At 71.1% G+C, this 15,958-nt stretch carries 13 protein-coding genes; 9 read left to right on the top strand and 4 right to left on the bottom strand.

The window, feature by feature from the left end; genetic code table 11:
* Positions 1-129 precede the first annotated feature (129 nt).
* From BM396_RS12215 to BM396_RS12225, 3 genes are all read left to right on the top strand, one after another.
* Positions 130-1,089 carry a lytic transglycosylase domain-containing protein gene (locus BM396_RS12215; protein ID WP_043388699.1) on the top strand — a complete coding sequence of 320 codons (960 nt, stop codon included), beginning with the start codon at positions 130-132 and terminating at the stop codon, positions 1,087-1,089.
* Positions 1,090-1,172: 83 nt separating this feature from the next.
* Positions 1,173-2,075, top strand: a complete 903-nt coding sequence (locus tag BM396_RS12220) for an alpha/beta hydrolase (RefSeq protein ID WP_043388696.1) — start codon at positions 1,173-1,175, stop codon at positions 2,073-2,075.
* A 126-nt stretch (positions 2,076-2,201) separates the two neighbouring features.
* Complete coding sequence (locus tag BM396_RS12225) at positions 2,202-3,527, top strand: O-antigen ligase family protein (protein ID WP_043388693.1); 1,326 nt, start codon at positions 2,202-2,204, stop codon at positions 3,525-3,527.
* Between the two features lie 593 nt (positions 3,528-4,120).
* Here the strand turns inward: BM396_RS12225 and BM396_RS12230 are convergent.
* From BM396_RS12230 to BM396_RS12240, 3 genes are all read right to left on the bottom strand, one after another.
* A complete protein-coding gene (locus BM396_RS12230; protein ID WP_236962141.1) occupies positions 4,121-4,468 on the bottom strand; it encodes an acyl-CoA thioesterase in 348 nt (115 codons plus the stop codon).
* A 136-nt stretch (positions 4,469-4,604) separates the two neighbouring features.
* On the bottom strand, positions 4,605-6,338 hold the full coding sequence (locus BM396_RS12235; RefSeq protein ID WP_244538864.1) for a pyrroloquinoline quinone-dependent dehydrogenase: 1,734 nt from the start codon (positions 6,336-6,338) through the stop codon (positions 4,605-4,607).
* 84 nt (positions 6,339-6,422) lie between these two features.
* Positions 6,423-6,956, bottom strand: a complete 534-nt coding sequence (locus BM396_RS12240; RefSeq protein WP_043388688.1) for an ankyrin repeat domain-containing protein — start codon at positions 6,954-6,956, stop codon at positions 6,423-6,425.
* A gap of 137 nt (positions 6,957-7,093) precedes the next feature.
* Here BM396_RS12240 and BM396_RS12245 point away from each other — a divergent pair, with 137 nt between their 5' ends.
* Positions 7,094-7,306: a hypothetical protein gene (locus tag BM396_RS12245; protein ID WP_043388686.1), complete on the top strand. Its 213-nt coding sequence runs from the start codon at positions 7,094-7,096 to the stop codon at positions 7,304-7,306.
* A 15-nt stretch (positions 7,307-7,321) separates the two neighbouring features.
* On the opposite strand, the gene uvrB is transcribed toward BM396_RS12245, so the two are convergent.
* Positions 7,322-10,084 carry an excinuclease ABC subunit UvrB gene (gene uvrB / locus BM396_RS12250; RefSeq protein WP_043388682.1) on the bottom strand — a complete coding sequence of 921 codons (2,763 nt, stop codon included), beginning with the start codon at positions 10,082-10,084 and terminating at the stop codon, positions 7,322-7,324.
* 304 nt (positions 10,085-10,388) lie between these two features.
* Here uvrB and BM396_RS12255 point away from each other — a divergent pair, with 304 nt between their 5' ends.
* The 5 genes from BM396_RS12255 (at position 10,389) to BM396_RS12275 (ending at position 15,877) form a co-directional block, all read left to right on the top strand.
* Positions 10,389-11,006 (top strand): hypothetical protein, encoded by a 618-nt coding sequence (locus BM396_RS12255; RefSeq protein ID WP_043388679.1) that lies wholly within the window; start codon positions 10,389-10,391, stop codon positions 11,004-11,006.
* Complete coding sequence (locus BM396_RS12260) at positions 10,993-11,382, top strand: transcriptional regulator (protein ID WP_043345490.1); 390 nt, start codon at positions 10,993-10,995, stop codon at positions 11,380-11,382. The genes BM396_RS12255 and BM396_RS12260 overlap by 14 nt, the downstream gene beginning before the upstream one ends.
* Before the next feature lie 77 nt (positions 11,383-11,459).
* Positions 11,460-12,182, top strand: a complete 723-nt coding sequence (locus BM396_RS12265; protein WP_043388677.1) for a di-trans,poly-cis-decaprenylcistransferase — start codon at positions 11,460-11,462, stop codon at positions 12,180-12,182.
* 43 nt (positions 12,183-12,225) lie between these two features.
* Positions 12,226-13,449 carry a bifunctional phosphopantothenoylcysteine decarboxylase/phosphopantothenate--cysteine ligase CoaBC gene (gene coaBC / locus BM396_RS12270; RefSeq protein WP_043388675.1) on the top strand — a complete coding sequence of 408 codons (1,224 nt, stop codon included), beginning with the start codon at positions 12,226-12,228 and terminating at the stop codon, positions 13,447-13,449.
* A gap of 331 nt (positions 13,450-13,780) precedes the next feature.
* Positions 13,781-15,877 (top strand): methyl-accepting chemotaxis protein, encoded by a 2,097-nt coding sequence (locus tag BM396_RS12275; RefSeq protein ID WP_091994819.1) that lies wholly within the window; start codon positions 13,781-13,783, stop codon positions 15,875-15,877.
* The last annotated feature ends 81 nt before the right edge of the window (positions 15,878-15,958 follow it).

Genomic DNA, 15,958 nt, shown 5'->3' on the forward strand with positions numbered 1-15,958 from the left:
TTGGTGGGGCGCTCGAATGTCGTGACGCTACGACGGACCGGCCCGGAAGCGCCATAGCGCAAAGGTGCACCGCCCGAACCGCACGGGAAGGTTGACGGTCTGGATTGATCCGCACCCGCAGGTCGCTACATGCGCGGCGTGATTGCCCCGCCCCTGCGCCTCGGCGCCCTGCTCCTCGCCCTCGCCTGCGCGCATCCGGCCGCGGCCGCCCCGTCCGAAGGGGCGACCGAGACCGTCGAGCAGGCCCTGTGCCGCCTGATCGACGAATCCGCCAAGGCCCGTGGCCTGCCGGTGCCGTTCCTGACGCGCCTGATTTGGCGCGAGAGCAGCTTTCGCGTGGGGGTCGTGAGCCCGGCCGGGGCGCAGGGCATCGCGCAATTCATGCCGGGAACGGCACGGGAGCGCGGCCTCCTCGACCCGTTCGATCCCGAGCAGGCGATCCCGCACGCAGCCCATCTGCTGTCCGATCTGAAGTCCCAGTTCGGCAATCTCGGTCTCGCGGCCGCAGCCTATAACGGTGGCGCCGCGCGGGTCAGCAAATGGCTCGCCGGCGATGGCGGCCTGCCCGCCGAGACCCGGACCTACGTGGCGGTCATCACGGGCCGGCCGGTGGACGATTGGCGGACCGGGCCCGCCAAGGCGATCGAGTACCCGGAGGGCGGTGCACCCGCCAAGCCCGAGGGCAAGGACGCGAAGGACGCGAAGGACGCGAAGGACCCGAAGGACCCGAAGGAGGCCCATCCGGAGGCACCGCAGACCTGCCTGCAGGTGACCGCCAGCCTGCGCGTCCCGTCCCGCGGCGACCGCTTCGCCCTCGGCCTCAACGAGGGACCGGCCGCTCCCTGGGGGATCCAGCTCGCGGGCAACTTCTCCAAGGCGCTGGCGCTCCAGAGCTTCAACCGGGCGCGGAGCGCCTATGCGGGGGTGATCGGCGAGGTGCGGCCGATGATCATCGGTACCCGTCTGCGCAACCGCGGCACCCGCGCCTTCTACCGGATCCGCATCCCGGCGCAGAGCCGGCAGGCGGCCGACGACCTGTGCGGCCGCATCCGCAAGGTCGGGGGTGCCTGCATCGTCCTGCGGACCTGATTTTCCACGATCCGCCGCGGGACCGTCATCAATCCGCCCCGAGGGCGGTGCGGTATGAGCCGGTCGGGATAACCGGATGGGATATGACACGCCTCCTCACCGCGTTTGCTAGCCTCCTCTGTCTCGGGCTCGCCGCGTTCGGCTTCACCGCTGCCTCGCCGCTCGCCCTGTTCGACGCGATCGGCCCGCGCGATCCGGGGGGGCGCCTCGCCGCGAAGGACCAGCCCTTCGGCGAAGGGCCGCGGCGGCACCTCGATGTCTACGTCCCGACGGCGGCCGCCGAGAATGCGCCGGTCCTCGTGTTCTTCTACGGCGGCTCCTGGCAGAGCGGCTCCAAGGACGATTACGCCTTCGTCGGGCACGCGCTCGCCGCGCAGGGCTTCGTCACGGTGCTGCCCGACTATCGGCTCTACCCGGAGGCGCCGTTCCCCGGCTTCCTGGAGGATGGTGCGGCGGCCATCGCCTGGGTGCGCGACAACATCGCGGGCTATGGCGGCGATCCGCGCCGGATCGTGCTCGCCGGCCACTCGGCCGGGGCCTACAACGCGGTGATGCTCGGCCTCGACCCGCGCTACGTGATCGCGGCCGGAATCGATCCCAAGGTCATCAAGGCGGTCGCGGGCCTGTCCGGACCCTACGATTTCCTGCCGTTCGATCAGGACACCACCGTGAAGGTGTTCGGGAAGGCTCCCGATCCGGAGGCAACGCAGCCGGTGGCCTTCGCGGGCCCGCTCTCGCCCCCCGCCTTCCTGGCGACCGGCGACGCCGACACGGTGGTGAAGCCGCGGCACACGGTCAGCCTCGCCGCCAAGCTGCGGGCCGAGCACGTCCCGGTCCAGGAGCGGATCTATCCGGGGCTCGATCACAAGGACACGTTGCTGGCGCTGTCCGTCACCTTCCGCTCCAAGGCCCCGGAACTCGCCGAGATGGCCTCGTTCCTGATGCGGCAATCCGCCGGCCGCTCGCAGTACACGATGCGGCGCTGATCGCTTCGGGCTTACGTCAAGGTTATCGCGCGATCGTCGGCCGGAACGTCTGATTTTCCATCGCCCCGGACCCGCGGGCCGCTAGAATGGTCTCGGCCGCACGGCGCGGCCTCGCGGTGGGACGGCATGGCTTCTGCGGACGCGGCGATCGGGATCCCGGCCGACGGGCGGCAGCGCGGCGTCGCGGGCCGGGACATGCCCGACGTGCTGCGCGTGCTCCTGAACGGGTTCGTCTTCGTCCTGCTCTGGAACCACGTCTGGCTGAAGGATCTGTCGGATCGGTCGATGCTCGCGGCCTCCGAAGATGGAAGCCTGCTGACGCAGGTCCTGTTTCTCGGCGCCGGTGCCGCCATGGCCGCGGCGATCCACCGGATCGGCGTCCGGCACCTTCATCCGCTGCTGACGCGCCCCCTCGTCCTCTGTGCCGTCTGGCTCGGGGCGACGGCGCTCCTGTCGATCGAGCCCAGCCTGTCGCTGCGGCGGCTCGTCCTGTTCGCCATCGCGGCGATGCTCTCGGCAGGCGTGCTGATCGTGGCCCGATCCCCCCGGCAGTTGGCGCTGACCATGGCCGGATCCGCCCTGGTGATCGTGCTCGGCTCCTACCTCGCGGTCGCCCTCGTGCCCAATCTCGCGATCCACTCGGCCTTCGACGTCAATTCCGATCCCAGCCATCCCGGTCTCTGGCGCGGAATCTTCCCGCAGAAGAACGAGGCCGGGGCAGCCATGGTGATCCTGGTGATCGTCGGCCTCTACGTCGCCACCGTCGCGAGCCGTCTGCTCGGCTGGGCGATCGTGCTCCTGGCGGCCGGCTTCCTGGTGGCGAGCGGCTCGAAGACCGCGATCCTGCTCCTTCCGGTGATCCTCGCCGTCACCGGCCTGTGCCAGGTCCTCACCGGCGGGTTCCTGCGGCGCCTGCTGCTCCTCGGCCCCGTGATCGGGTTCTCGCTGATCTCCATCGGCTCCGTGCTCGCGCCGCCGATCCAGGACGCAGTGGGGGCGCTGCTCACCGACGCGACCTTCACGGGCCGCAGCGAGATCTGGCAGTTCGCCATCGACAACATCATGATCCGGCCCTGGCGCGGCTGGGGCATCGGCGCCTTCTGGATGACCGAACGCACCATGTACGCCGGTTCCGAGGAGCTCACCTGGGTCACCACCGTCGACCATGCCCACAACGCCTATCTCGACACCGCGCTGATCGGCGGCCTGCCGTTCCTCGCGCTCACCGTGGTGGCCTTCGTCCTCGCCCCGGTGCGCGACCTGCAGCGCGTGGCCGGCGGAATGCGCCTCGACGCGGAGACCATGCTGTTCCTGCGGCTGTGGTTTCTCGGGCTGGTCTCGGCCTCCTTCGAGACGGTGCTCTACAACGGTAACAACGCCACCTGCTGCATGTTCATGATGGCGGTGTTCGGCCTGCGCCTGCGCACCCGCTACGCCGTCCTGGCGCGCTGAGGCGGATCCGCCGCCCGATCGTCCCCGACCCTCGGCGCTTGGCCATCCCACGCGTATCGCCGCCGGACGCGGGACGCGCGCGGAATGCCGTCCTCGCGACCGAGATGCAGCCGCTTGGCGACCGCCCTGCGGGATCGGCGCAGGATGGATGTGGCTCGCCCTGCCGACCGGCGCTCGGTTCAGGCTCCGGGCGGGATCGTCCTGCCGGATCGACGGGCTGGCGGAGTCGCGGCGGACGCCGACAGCCCGGACGGTTCCTGGAACTGCCTCTCTCGCGCCCGGAGAGGGACGTCGATCCGACCCGGCCTGCCTCCACATGTCGATCGGCGCCTTCGCGTATCGGTGCGGCTTCGCCACCGAGGCGCATGTTTCCCGGCGCTTCAACGGTCGCCACGGTCTCACGGCCCGCGATGACAGGGCTGCGGCCGTCCGGCACCGATCCGATACGGTCCCGGATCGGCAAAACCGCCCGCGCGCATAGAATGCTGACCCTCGGGCGCACGCCACCGGTCCGGATCCGTACCGGTCCTCTCAGGCGCCGTGGATCCCGCCGCGTCGCTGAAGGTCGCCCCGATCCCGTCCTCGAAACCGGATCAGAGCCCGGATTCGGCCGGTGGCACAGGCCGCGGGCGCCGGTCCTCGCCGATCGCCACGAAGGTGAAGGTCGCCTCGGTCACCTTCATGGTGACCTCGCTCGCCCGTTCGCGCCGCCAGACCTCGACCTGGATGCGCAGGGAGGAGCGCCCGACCTTCAGGAGCCACGCATAGAGGCTCACCTCGTCGCCCACGAAGACCGGATGGTGGAAGGTGATCGCGTCGACCGCGAGGGTGGCGCAGCGTCCCCGTGCCCGACGGGCCGCGACGTTGCCGGCCGCGAGATCCATCTGTGCCATGAGCCAGCCGCCGAAGATGTCGCCGGCGGGGTTGGTGTCGGCGGGCATCGCGATGGTGCGGATGACCGGCGGACCGCGATCCGTCGGCTGGACCGTCGCCCCGCCCCCGATGTCCTCGCACAGGTCCGCCATGGCCATCCGTCCCCCGAACGGACGGGAGACATCCGGCCAAGCTCGGTCGCGGTCAATCGGGCAGCGCGAAGACCAGCAATGCGTCGCCGGTGCCGAACCCGGATGCCTTGGTGAAGGAGGCGCCGCCCGCCGCCACCGCGAGGTACTGCTTGCCGTCCAGCGCGTAGGTCATCGCCGGGCCGCTGATGCCGGCCCCGCACTGGAAGCGCCAGAGAATCCGGCCGTCCTTCGCATCGTGGGCGTCGAGATGGCCGTCCTCCTCTCCCGAGAAGACGAGGCCGCCGGCCGTCGCCAGGGTCCCGCCGGAGAGACGGCTCCCGCTGCGGACCGACCAGGCGATCCTGCCGCCATCCACGAGGTCGACCGCCGTCAGCGTGCTGAAGGACGCCTCGCCCTTCGCCTCGCCCGTCTCCGTGTAGCGGATCTCCGGACGCCCGGCGGCCGCCGGAACGGTCTTCACCGTGTAGGTCGTCGCCCCGTGGCGGACCTGAACGTAGGCGCGCCGGCCGTCATAGGCGGTGGGCGGCCACGAGACCGCGCCGAGGGGGCCGGGCGCCACCACGGTGCCCTGCGGCGTCGGCGGCGCGAACAGGTTCTTCTGATCGACGAGCGGCGCGGACCGCGCCAGGAGCGTCCCCGTGGCGCGGTCGTGGACGTAGATCCAGCCGGTCTTGCTTGCCGAAGCCACCGCCTTCGCGCCACCGGGCATGTCGAGCAGGAAGGGCGGCGCGGCGACGTCGTAGCCCCATTCGTCGTGCGGCACCTGCTGGTAGTACCAGCGCAGCGCGCCGGTCTTCACGTCGAGGGCCACGAGGCACATCGTGTAGAGGTTGTCGCCCGGACGCGAGAGGCCGAAATTCTGCGGGGCCGGGTTGCCGGTGCCGAGGAAGATCAGGCCGAGATCCGGATCATAGGCCGGCGTCATCCAGAGGGAGCCGCCGCCGACGCGCCAAGCGTCGCGGTTGGCCGGAGCGGCGGCCTTCTCGGCGGCGATGTCCCGGTGGAGCGGCGTGCCGTCGGCGGTCTGGGCGACGAAGCCCCCCTCCCAACCCTCGGACGGCGTGACGTACCAGCGCCAGCGTTCCTCGCCGGTCTTCGCGTCGTAGGCCGCGAGCCAGCCGCGTCGTCCGTACCCGCCCTCGATGCCGACGACGGCGCCGCCATCGAGGCCGCCCGCCTCGTCCTCGATGTGGAGGCCGTATCCGGCGCCGGTGACGCCGACGATCACGAGCCCGTCGGCAACCAACGGCGGCATCTTGAAGCCGAGGCGGCTCGAGCCCTGGACGGGCTTGCCGCCGAGCGTCGCGGCGAGGCCCGAGGCGGTCTCGCTCTCGCCCTCCTCGGGGCGGACCGCCTCCTTGTCCCAGACGATCCTGCCGGTCTTCGCGTCGAGGGCGATCAGCCGCCCGTCCATGGTCGCCTCGAAGACGAGCCCCCCCGACACCGCGACCCCGCGGTTCGAGGGTGGTCCGAAGATCTTCTCGGTGCGCGGCTTGTGGGTGTAGGTCCAGACGGGCTTGCCGGTCTTCGCGTCGAGGGCCGCGACGTTGTTCTGCGTCGTGGAGACGAAGAGGGTGCCGTCCACCATCACGGGCTGGGCCTGGAAGTATCCGGTGATTCCGGTCTGGAAGATCCAGGCGGGGCGCAGCCGACCGACAGTGTCGCCGTCGATCTGGGTCAGGTCCGAGAAGTTGCGGTTGCTCGGATCGTGTCCGAAGGCCGGCCAGGGCGATTCAGCGGCGGAGGTCGACCCGAGGGACGCCGGTCCCGCAAAGCAGGCCAGCAGGACCGCCCCAATCCATCGCGCCAAAGCTGTGCTCCCTTGTGCGGCGACAGTCGCGCCCGCCTGGATCCGTTTCTGAAAGTGGGCCTAAGCCTGCCTCCGGGGCGCCCCGTCGAGCTGCGCCGGCGTCGCCTGGGCACCCATTGCCCGGGCCATGTCGGCGGCGTTCTGTCCGGAGGCGTCGCGCCGGTCCGGGTCGGCGCCGTGGCGGAGGAGCAGGTCGACCATCTCGGTGCGGTCGAACATCGCCGCCGTCATCAGGGCCGTGCGGGTGCCGTCGCCGGTCCCGTCCACCCTGGCCCCGTGCTGGAGCAGGAGCTGCGCGATCGCGAGATCGTTCTTGAAGGCCGCACCGGCGAGGGGCGTCTGGCCACGGTCATTCGCGAGTTCCGGGTCGCCGCCGGCCTCCAAGATCACCCGCGTGGCGTCCGCCTGGCCGTTATAGGCGGCCAGCATCAGCAGGCTGTCGCCCTTGTCGTTGCGCAGGTTCGCCGGCAGCCCCTGCCCGAACAGGTCGGCGAGATCCTCCGCATGGCCCATCCGCGCGTACTGGAAGACGCGGGCGGCGAAGGCCAGGGTCTCGTCATCGAGGGTCGGGGGCGTGTTCGTCTCTGAGGCCATCGCGTGCTCGTCTCTTCTGGCCGCTGATCTGGGCCGGTCCGGCGTCCACGTCCAGCCGGCGGCGGGAACAGTTTCGGGGCGCTGCTCGTTCCAGCCGCCAATCCGGGCCAAAGGCCCGACGCTTCCGGAGCGCGCCGATGCCCCGACCCTTCGAGCCCTTCGCCGACGCCTTGCGCACCGCGCGCGACATCGTCCGGGAGCGCGCAGGCGCGGTCGCACAGGCGGCCGTACAGGCCGATCCCCACGCCTACGACGAGGCCTGCAACGCCCTCGCCGTCCGGATCGCCCAGGCCATCGTCGATGCCGGCGAGGCCGCGACGGCGCATGGCCGGGATCACGAGGCCGCCTGAGCCAACGGCGGCCGGTCAGCCCCGCCGCCGTCCGCCGCCGCCCTTGTATTTGGGCTTCTGCCCGCCGAGCCCCTGCGTCGAGCGCGGCTTCGGCCGCTCCTGCCAGGCCGGCGCGAGGCCGCCCACCGGAAGCTCCCGGTCCGTGCCGGGGCCCATATTGTCGAGGTCGGGCTTGGCGATGCGGCTGCCGCCTCCGCCTGCGCCCCCTGCCCCGCGCGGCGCCTTCCGGCCGAACTTTCCGGCCTCGCGCTCCACGTCGCTCTGTCGTGCCATCGGGTCGTCCGAGACCAGAAGCTCGGTGGCCTGGAGCCGCTTCAGCTCGTCGCGCAGGCGGGCTGCCTCCTCGAAGTCGAGATCGGCGGCGGCGGCGCGCATGCGCTTCTCCAGATCCGCCATCACGGCCTTGAGGTTGTGGCCCACCGTGATCGCGTCCTTGGCCAGCCCGGTATCGACCTGGACGTGGTCGCGCTCGAACACGCTGCTCAGGATGTCGGCGATGCCGCGCTTCACGCTCTGCGGCGTGATCCCGTGCTCTTCGTTGTAGGCGAGCTGCTTGGTGCGGCGCCGCTCGGTCTCGGCCATCGCCCGCTCCATCGAGCCGGTGATGTTGTCCGCGTACAGGATGCAGCGCGCGTCGGCGTTGCGGGCGGCGCGGCCGATGGTCTGGATCAGCGAGGTCTCCGAGCGGAGGAAGCCCTCCTTGTCGGCGTCGAGGATCGCCACCAAGGCGCATTCCGGGATGTCGAGGCCCTCGCGCAGCAGGTTGATGCCGATCAGCACGTCGAAGGCGCCGAGCCGCAGGTCGCGGATGATCTCGATGCGCTCCAGCGTGTCGATATCGGAGTGCATGTAGCGCACCCGCACGCTGTTCTCGTGGAGATACTCGGTGAGGTCCTCGGCCATGCGCTTGGTGAGCGTGGTCACGAGGGTCCGGTAGCCGGCCTGCGCGACTTCGCGGACCTCGCCCAGCAGGTCGTCCACCTGGCTGCGGGCCGGGCGGATCTCGATCACCGGATCCACGAGCCCCGTCGGGCGGATCACCTGCTCGGCGAAGACGCCCCCCGTCTGCTCCATCTCCCACTTGCCCGGCGTCGCCGAGACGTGGACCGTCTGCGGGCGCATTGCGTCCCATTCCTCGAAGCGCAGGGGGCGGTTGTCGAGGCAGGAGGGCAGCCGGAAGCCGTATTCGGCGAGCGTCGCCTTCCGGCGGAAGTCGCCCCGGTACATGCCGCCGATCTGCGGCACCGTGACGTGGCTCTCGTCGGTGAAGACCAGGGCGTTGTCGGGGAGGTACTCGAACAGGGTCGGCGGCGGCTCGCCGGGCTTCCGGCCGGTGAGGTAGCGGGAATAGTTCTCGATGCCGTTGCAGGCGCCGGTGGCCTCGATCATCTCGATGTCGAAGGTGCAGCGCTGGTCGATGCGCTGCGCCTCGATGAGCCGGCCCATCTTGGTCAATTCCTCGATCCGGCCGTTCAGCTCGTTCTTGATGCCCTTGATCGCCTGCTGCAGCGTCGGGCGCGGCGTCACGTAGTGCGAGTTGGCGTAGACCTTCACGAATTTCAGTTCGGAGATCGTCTTGCCGGTGAGCGGATCGAACTCGACGATGCTCTCGACCTCGTCACCGAACAGGCCGATGCGCCAGCCGCGGTCTTCCAAGTGGGCGGGCCACAGCTCGATGGAATCGCCGCGCACCCGGAAGGTGCCGCGGGCGAAATCCGACTGGATCCGCTTGTACTGCAGGGCCACGAGGTCGGCGATGAGCTGGCGCTGCTCGATCCGCTCGCCGAGCGAGACGGTGAACGACATCGCCGTGTAGGTCTCGACCGAGCCGATGCCGTAGATGCACGAGACCGAGGCGACGATGATGACGTCGTCCCGCTCCAGCAGGGCGCGGGTAGCGGCGTGGCGCATCCGGTCGATCTGCTCGTTGATCGAGGATTCCTTTTCGATGAACGTGTCGGAGCGCGGGACGTAGGCCTCGGGCTGGTAATAGTCGTAGTAGGAGACGAAGTACTCGACGGCGTTGTCCGGGAAGAACGCCTTGAACTCCCCGTAGAGCTGCGCGGCCAGCGTCTTGTTGGGCGCCAGGATCAGGGCCGGGCGCTGGGTCTCCTCGATGATCTTGGCCATCGTGAAGGTCTTGCCCGAGCCGGTGACGCCGAGCAGCACCTGATCGCGCTCGAGTCCCTGCACGCCGCCGACGAGTTCGGCGATCGCTTTCGGCTGGTCACCGGCGGGCTTAAACTCGGATTTCAGCGTGAACCGGACGCCACCCTCGGATTTCTTCGGTCGCTCCGGGCGGTGCGGGACCCAGGTCTGGCCGTCCTTGAACAGCGGGTTGCCCTCGGTGAGCAACCGCTCCAGGGCCGACACCGTCGCGGAGGCGCCGCCGTCGCCGCCGGGATCCGGCAGGTCGGCGCCCTCGGGCACCGGACCGTCCTCCGGGGGCGTCAGGCCGAGCGCCTGGGCGAGGCGCGGATCGACATCGGCCGCGTCGCCGAGGGCGTAGCCGGCCTGCGGAGCCTCCGCGAAGCCGTCGCGGGCGATCGCGCCCCGACGCGCGGCGGCCTTGGTGCCGTCCTTGCCGGCTCGTCCTTTCGGCTTGCCCGGCCGCGCGGGCGGCTCGGGGGGCGGCTCGACGGCGGCCGGCCGGTTCCGGTTGAGCGCCGGGTTCAGGAGCTCGGCCAGATAGGTGTCGAGCGGCTTGAGCTCGGGCTTCGACGCCTTGGCGGACGACGCCGAAACGGAAGCGGCGCGCGGTTTCTTCGGTGCTGGCATGAGAACAATATGGGCCTGGACCCCGCTCCGAGGAACCCTGCACGGGTGCGGTTTGACAACTTCCGTGGGAGGCCGCGCGCGCCTGGGACCGGCGGGTGGGCGAGAACCCCTTCCACTGGAGAAGGTGTAGCGAATACAGCCATTAAGTAGAATTCACGGGGTGCCGATCTCGACCTCGGGCTCGGATGCTGAGAAGATCCGCATCGGCGGAGTGGGACAGGCGGCTTGCGGAAAGCCCATCCTGTCGATACTTTGCGATGCAAAGCGCGATGCGAAGCATGCTGCAGCCGGGGGCTTGAGGCACATGCAGGACCTGGACAAGGCGCTGGCCGACATCGTGGCGATCCGCTCGCAGATCGCCCGCGACACGGCGTTCCAGGGTTTGGGGGCGGCGACGGTCGCCGGCACCGGCTTCCTCGCGCTGGCCTGCGCGGCGGGGCAGGCCCTGTGGCTCGGCGATCCCGCGGCGCGGCCGGGCCTGTTCTTCGGCCTCTGGATCGCGGCCGCCCTCGCGGCTTTCATGATGATCGGCGTCGAGGCGGTCCGGCGCAGCCGGCGCCTGCATTCCGGCCTCGCCGACGCCATGGTTTGGAACGCCATCGAGGTGTTCCTGCCGGCCGCGGGCGCGGGGGCCTGCCTCGCCCTGGTCGTCGCCCGCTTCGCACCCGACGAGGTCTGGATGCTGCCGGGTCTCTGGCAGGTGCTGGTCGGCCTCGGCCTGTTCGCCTCGTCCCGGATCCTGCCGCGGGCTGTCCAGGGCGTCGGCGCCTGGTACCTGCTCGCCGGGCTCGCCGTGCTGGCGGTCTCGGCCGAGACCCGGGCCCTGTCCCCCTGGACGATGGGCCTGCCCTTCCTGCTCGGTCAAGCGTGGCTGGCCGGGATCATCCATCACGCGGCCCGGGCCTTCGATGACGACCGCTGACCGTTCCGACGGGCGCTTTTCCTACGAGGGGCTCGACAGGATCATCCACGAGCGGGCGCGCCTCAGCGTGCTGACCTCCCTGGTGGCGCATCCGAAGGGCCTGCCCTTCCCGGATCTCAAGCGCCTGTGCGGGCTCACCGACGGCAACCTGAGCCGCCACCTCGCCGTGCTGAGCGAGGCCGATCTGGTGAGCCTCGAGAAGGGCTTCGCGCACAACCGGTCGCAGACAGTCTGCCGCCTCACCGTCACCGGGCGCCAGCGCTTCATCGGCTATCTCGGCGTGCTCGAGCAGGTGGTGCGCGACGCCGCGCAGGCCGCCGAGCGCGGCCCCGAATCCGGTGTCCGCGGCCTCGATCCGGCCACGAAAACGGCGTGAGACCGCCCCGTCCCGCCGGGAATGTTAATCCCGTCTCGATAGACCTGAACGCCACGCCCATGCCGGGAGACTTTACGATGCAAAGCGAAGCGGTGCCGGGTCCCCTGCACGCCGCGATCATCATGGACGGTAACGGGCGCTGGGCCACGCAGCGCGGCCTGCCGCGGCTGGCCGGCCACCACCGCGGCGTGGAGTCGATCCGGCGCACCGCCGAGGCCTGTCCGGATCTCGGCATCGGCACGCTCACGCTCTACGCCTTCTCGGCGGATAACTGGCAGCGCCCCGCCGAAGAGGTCGGCGGCCTGATGCGGCTCCTGCGCTCCTACCTGCGCAACGAGACCCAGCGCCTCGCCCGGACCGGCACGCGCCTCAGCGTCGTCGGCCGGCGCGACCGTCTGCCGGACGGCATCCCCGAGGCGATCGCCGCGGCGGAAGCCGCCACGGCGGCGGGGACCCGGCTGCATCTCCGGATCTGCGTTGACTACTCGGCCCGCGACGCGATCATCGCCGCGTCGCAGCGCCTCCAGGGCGAAGATCCGACCCGTGAGAGCTTCGGCAAGCTGGTTGCCGGCCCGATGCACGGCTCCCCCGTCGATGTCGATCTGCTGATCCGCACCGGCGGCGAGCGGCGTCTCTCCGACTTCATGCTGTGGGAGGCGGCCTATGCCGAGTTGCATTTCACAGAGCGGATGTGGCCCGAGTTCGGTCCCGAGGACCTGGCTGAGGCAGTCGCCGAGTTCGGCCGCCGCGAGCGCCGGTTCGGCGGGCTGAAGGCTCCGGCAGTCTCGGCCGCGGCCTGAGGCCGCTTGACGGGCGCGCACCGGCGCGCAGAGGGTCGTCGGCATGACCGAGACCCTCGCCCAGCGCCGCGTCCTCCTCGTCATCGGCGGCGGCATCGCGGCCTACAAGGCCCTCGACCTGATCCGGCGCCTGCGCGAGCGCGGCGCCAGCGTCTGCCCGGTGCTGACCGCGGGGGCGCAGGAATTCGTGACGCCCCTTGCCGCCGCCGCGCTCGCCGGCGAGCGGGCCCATACCGACCTGTTCGACCGGGCTTCCGAGGCCGAGATCGGCCACATCAAGCTCGCCCGTCAGGCGGATGCCGTGGTGGTGGCGCCCGCGACCGCCAACCTGATGGCCCGCATGGCCGGCGGCCACGCGGCCGACCTCGCGACCACGGTCCTGCTGGCGACGACCCTTCCGATCCTGATCGCGCCGGCCATGAACGTCCAGATGTGGGCGCATCCGGCCACCCGCCGGAACCGCGCGGTCCTGGAGGGCGACGGCGTCCAGATCGTCGGGCCGAATGCCGGCCGGATGGCGGAGCCCGAATCCGGCCCCGGCCGCATGGCCGAGCCCAACGAGATCGCCGATGCGCTGGAGCGGATGCTCGGCCAGCAGGCCGGGGACAGGCCCCTGGCCGGCCGGCGCGTGCTCGTGACCTCCGGTCCCACCCACGAGCCGATCGACCCGGTCCGCTACATCGCCAACCGCTCCTCCGGCCGCCAGGGCCACGCCATCGCGGCGGCCGCCGCTGCGGCCGGTGCCGCCGTGACCCTGGTCTCCGGGCCCGTGGCGCTCCCCGATCCGCCGGGCGTCGCCGTCGTCCGGGTCGAGACCGCCCGGCAGATGCTGGAAGCCGTCGAGGCGGCGCTGCCAGCCGACATCGCGGTCTTCGCCGCCGCGGTCGCCGACTGGCGTCCGGAGCAGGAGGCCGGCAACAAGAAGATCAAGAAGGACGGCACCGGCCCGGCGCCGATGCCGCTGGTGGAGAATCCCGACATCCTCGCCACGATCGCGCGCCTGCCGGTGGGGCGCCCGCCCCTCGTGGTCGGGTTCGCCGCCGAGACCGACACGGTCGTCGAGCACGCCCGGGCGAAGATTGCCCGGAAGGGCTGCGACCTGATCGTGGCCAATGACGTGTCGGCCGAGGGCGGCGTCATGGGCGGCGCCGACAACACGGTTCACCTGATCCGACGGGACGGTGCGGTGGAAACCTGGCCGCGCCTCGGCAAGGAGGAAGTCGCCCGGCGGCTCGTGGCCCATGTCGCGGGGCTTCTGGCCGGCTGACGCGACGGGGCCCCTGCGAGCCCGCCTCCCTGCCCCGCGAAGGTGCTTCGAAGGTGCTTTGTCGGCCCGCGCGCCCCGGCGGCGACGTCGATCGCGCGCAGACGGGTGAGAGACGGTCCTGAGATATTTGTATTTTGGAAGAGACGCTTTTCGCGATTATTCGCGGTGTCATTCGGTAAATGCCGGAAATTCCCTCAAATCACATTTCGAATGAGTCTATACGCGGTCGAATGACCATAGAAATACATCAGATTTTTTGATTGTGCCTGAGAAAAACTTGTTATGATCCTGCGATACGCTCGATCTGTCGGGCCGTCGGAGGTGAAGCATGATGCGGGTGCGGGACCTGTCGATCCGGACGACCATGTGTCTCGTTCTCGTCGCCATGGCGACGATCATGCTGGCCTTCGCGACGGGCGCCGTGCGGGAGGCGCAGGAGCAGGCGGCGGAGGCCGAGCAGGTCATCACCTTGGTGCGGGCGAGCCGCGCCCTTCTCCAGACCCTGAACGTGGCCCGGTTCGAACGGGGGGCGACGCTGCAATTCCTCGCCGCCGCCGAGCCCGTCGAGGCCGAGACCCGCGCGTCGCTCTACGCGGACCGGCAGCGGGTGATCGCCGGGCTGGCCGAAGCACAGCCCCTCCTCGACGGGCTGGGTCTCCCCGCCGTGACTGCGACCCTCGGCCCCCTGCGGGCTGCCGGCGGACGCGTCGAACGCCTCCGGCCGCGGGTCGACGCGGCCCTGAAGCTGTCGGGATCCCAGCGGGATGGCGCGGTGACGACCGAGGCGAAGGCCGCCTTCCAGGAGATGCTCGATACCCTGATCGCCACGAGCGATGCCGTGGATGCCGCGATCCCGCTGTCCGACGGCATCCTCCGACGCGACCTCGCCCTCAAGCGGGCGGCCTGGTCGACGCGCATGGCCAACGGAGCCGTCGCCCTGCGCGTGCAGACGTCCCTGGCAGCCGGAACGGCCTGGACGCTGGACGAGACCGTGGCGGCCGCCGAGGAGCGGGGACGTCTCGACGCGGCCTGGAGATCGGCCATCGAGGCCGCTTCGGAGATGTCCGAGACGGTTCGCGCGGCGTTCCGCCGGGCCCGGGAGAACAATTTCGAGGGCCCGTCCCTGGCCCGCCGGTCCGCAGTGGCGACCGCGCTGAGCCGCGGCACGCCGCCGGGTCTGACGCTCGCGCAGGCGCGCAAGCTCGATACGCCCGAGCAGGTCACCCTCGTCGACCTCGCCTTCGTCTGCCTCGACGAGATGATCGCGCGGGCCGAGACCCTGTCCGGCGCGGCCCGGCGCGTCCTGCTGCGCGATGGGGCGGCCCTGCTGGCAACCCTGCTCCTGGTCGCGCTCGCCCTGATCGTGCTCTTCCGCGGGGTGCTGCGGCCGATCCGGGCGATCACCGCGACGATGGAGGCCCTGGCGGCCGGCGATGCCGACGTCGCGCTCCCAAGCCTGGACCGGCGCAACGAGATCGGCGCCATGGTCCGGGCCGTGCAGGTCTTCAAGGACAATTTGATCCGGTCCCGTCGCCTCGAAGCCGAGGCCGAAGAGGCCCGGCAGGCCGCCGAGGCGCGGCGCCGCAGCGGACTGCGCGCGATGGCCGAGCGCTTCGAGCGGGCGGTCGGCGGCGTCATCGCCCAGGTCTCGGCCTCGGCCACGGCCCTGCAGGCCACCGCCGGGAGCATGACGGAGACCGCGGCCGAGAGTGCCGGGCAGTCGACAACCGTCGCCGCCGCCGCCGAGCAGGCGGCGAGCAACGTCAACACCGTGGCGGCGGCTGCCGAGGAACTCGGGACCTCCGTGCAGGAAATCGGCCGGCAGGTCGACGGCTCGGCCAATCTCGCGCGTGCGGCCGTCGCGGAGGCCGATCAGACCGGCGCGCTGGTCCGGGACCTGAGCGAGGCCGTGTCGCGGATCGGCGACGTCGTCGGGCTGATCGCGACCATCGCGGGCCAGACGAACCTGCTGGCGTTGAACGCCACGATCGAGGCGGCGCGGGCGGGCGCCGCCGGTCGCGGCTTCGCGGTCGTCGCCGCCGAAGTGAAGGCGCTGGCCGTTCAGACCGCCCGCGCCACGGACGAGATCTCGGGCCAGATCGGGCGGGTTCAGGCCTCGACGGGCGAGGCCGTCGCGGCGATCGGGACGATCACGGCCCGGATCCGCGAGATCGACGGCGTGGCGACCTCGATCGCCGCGGCGGTGGAGCAGCAGGGCGCCGCCACTCAGGAGATCGTCCGCAACGTCGGACAGGCGGCGCAGGGCGCGGCCGCGGTCACCGGCCATATCGCCGGCGTGGCCGTAGCCTCGAGCGCGACCGAGGCGGCGGCGGGGGAAGTTCTGGCCGCGGCCGCTGCCCTGTCGGCCCAGTCCGCGCATCTGACCGCCGAGGTCGACCGGTTCCTGGACAGCGTCCGCGCCGCCTGAACGGTCCCGGAGGCTCGGGCGACCGGGCTCCCTGGCCTGGACGGGTCCGAGGCGATAGAAGGCCTCCCGATGGCCGGCGCG

This window comes from Methylobacterium sp. UNCCL125 (genome assembly GCF_900116795.1).
In the GTDB taxonomy this organism is placed as follows: domain Bacteria; phylum Pseudomonadota; class Alphaproteobacteria; order Rhizobiales; family Beijerinckiaceae; genus Methylobacterium; species Methylobacterium fujisawaense.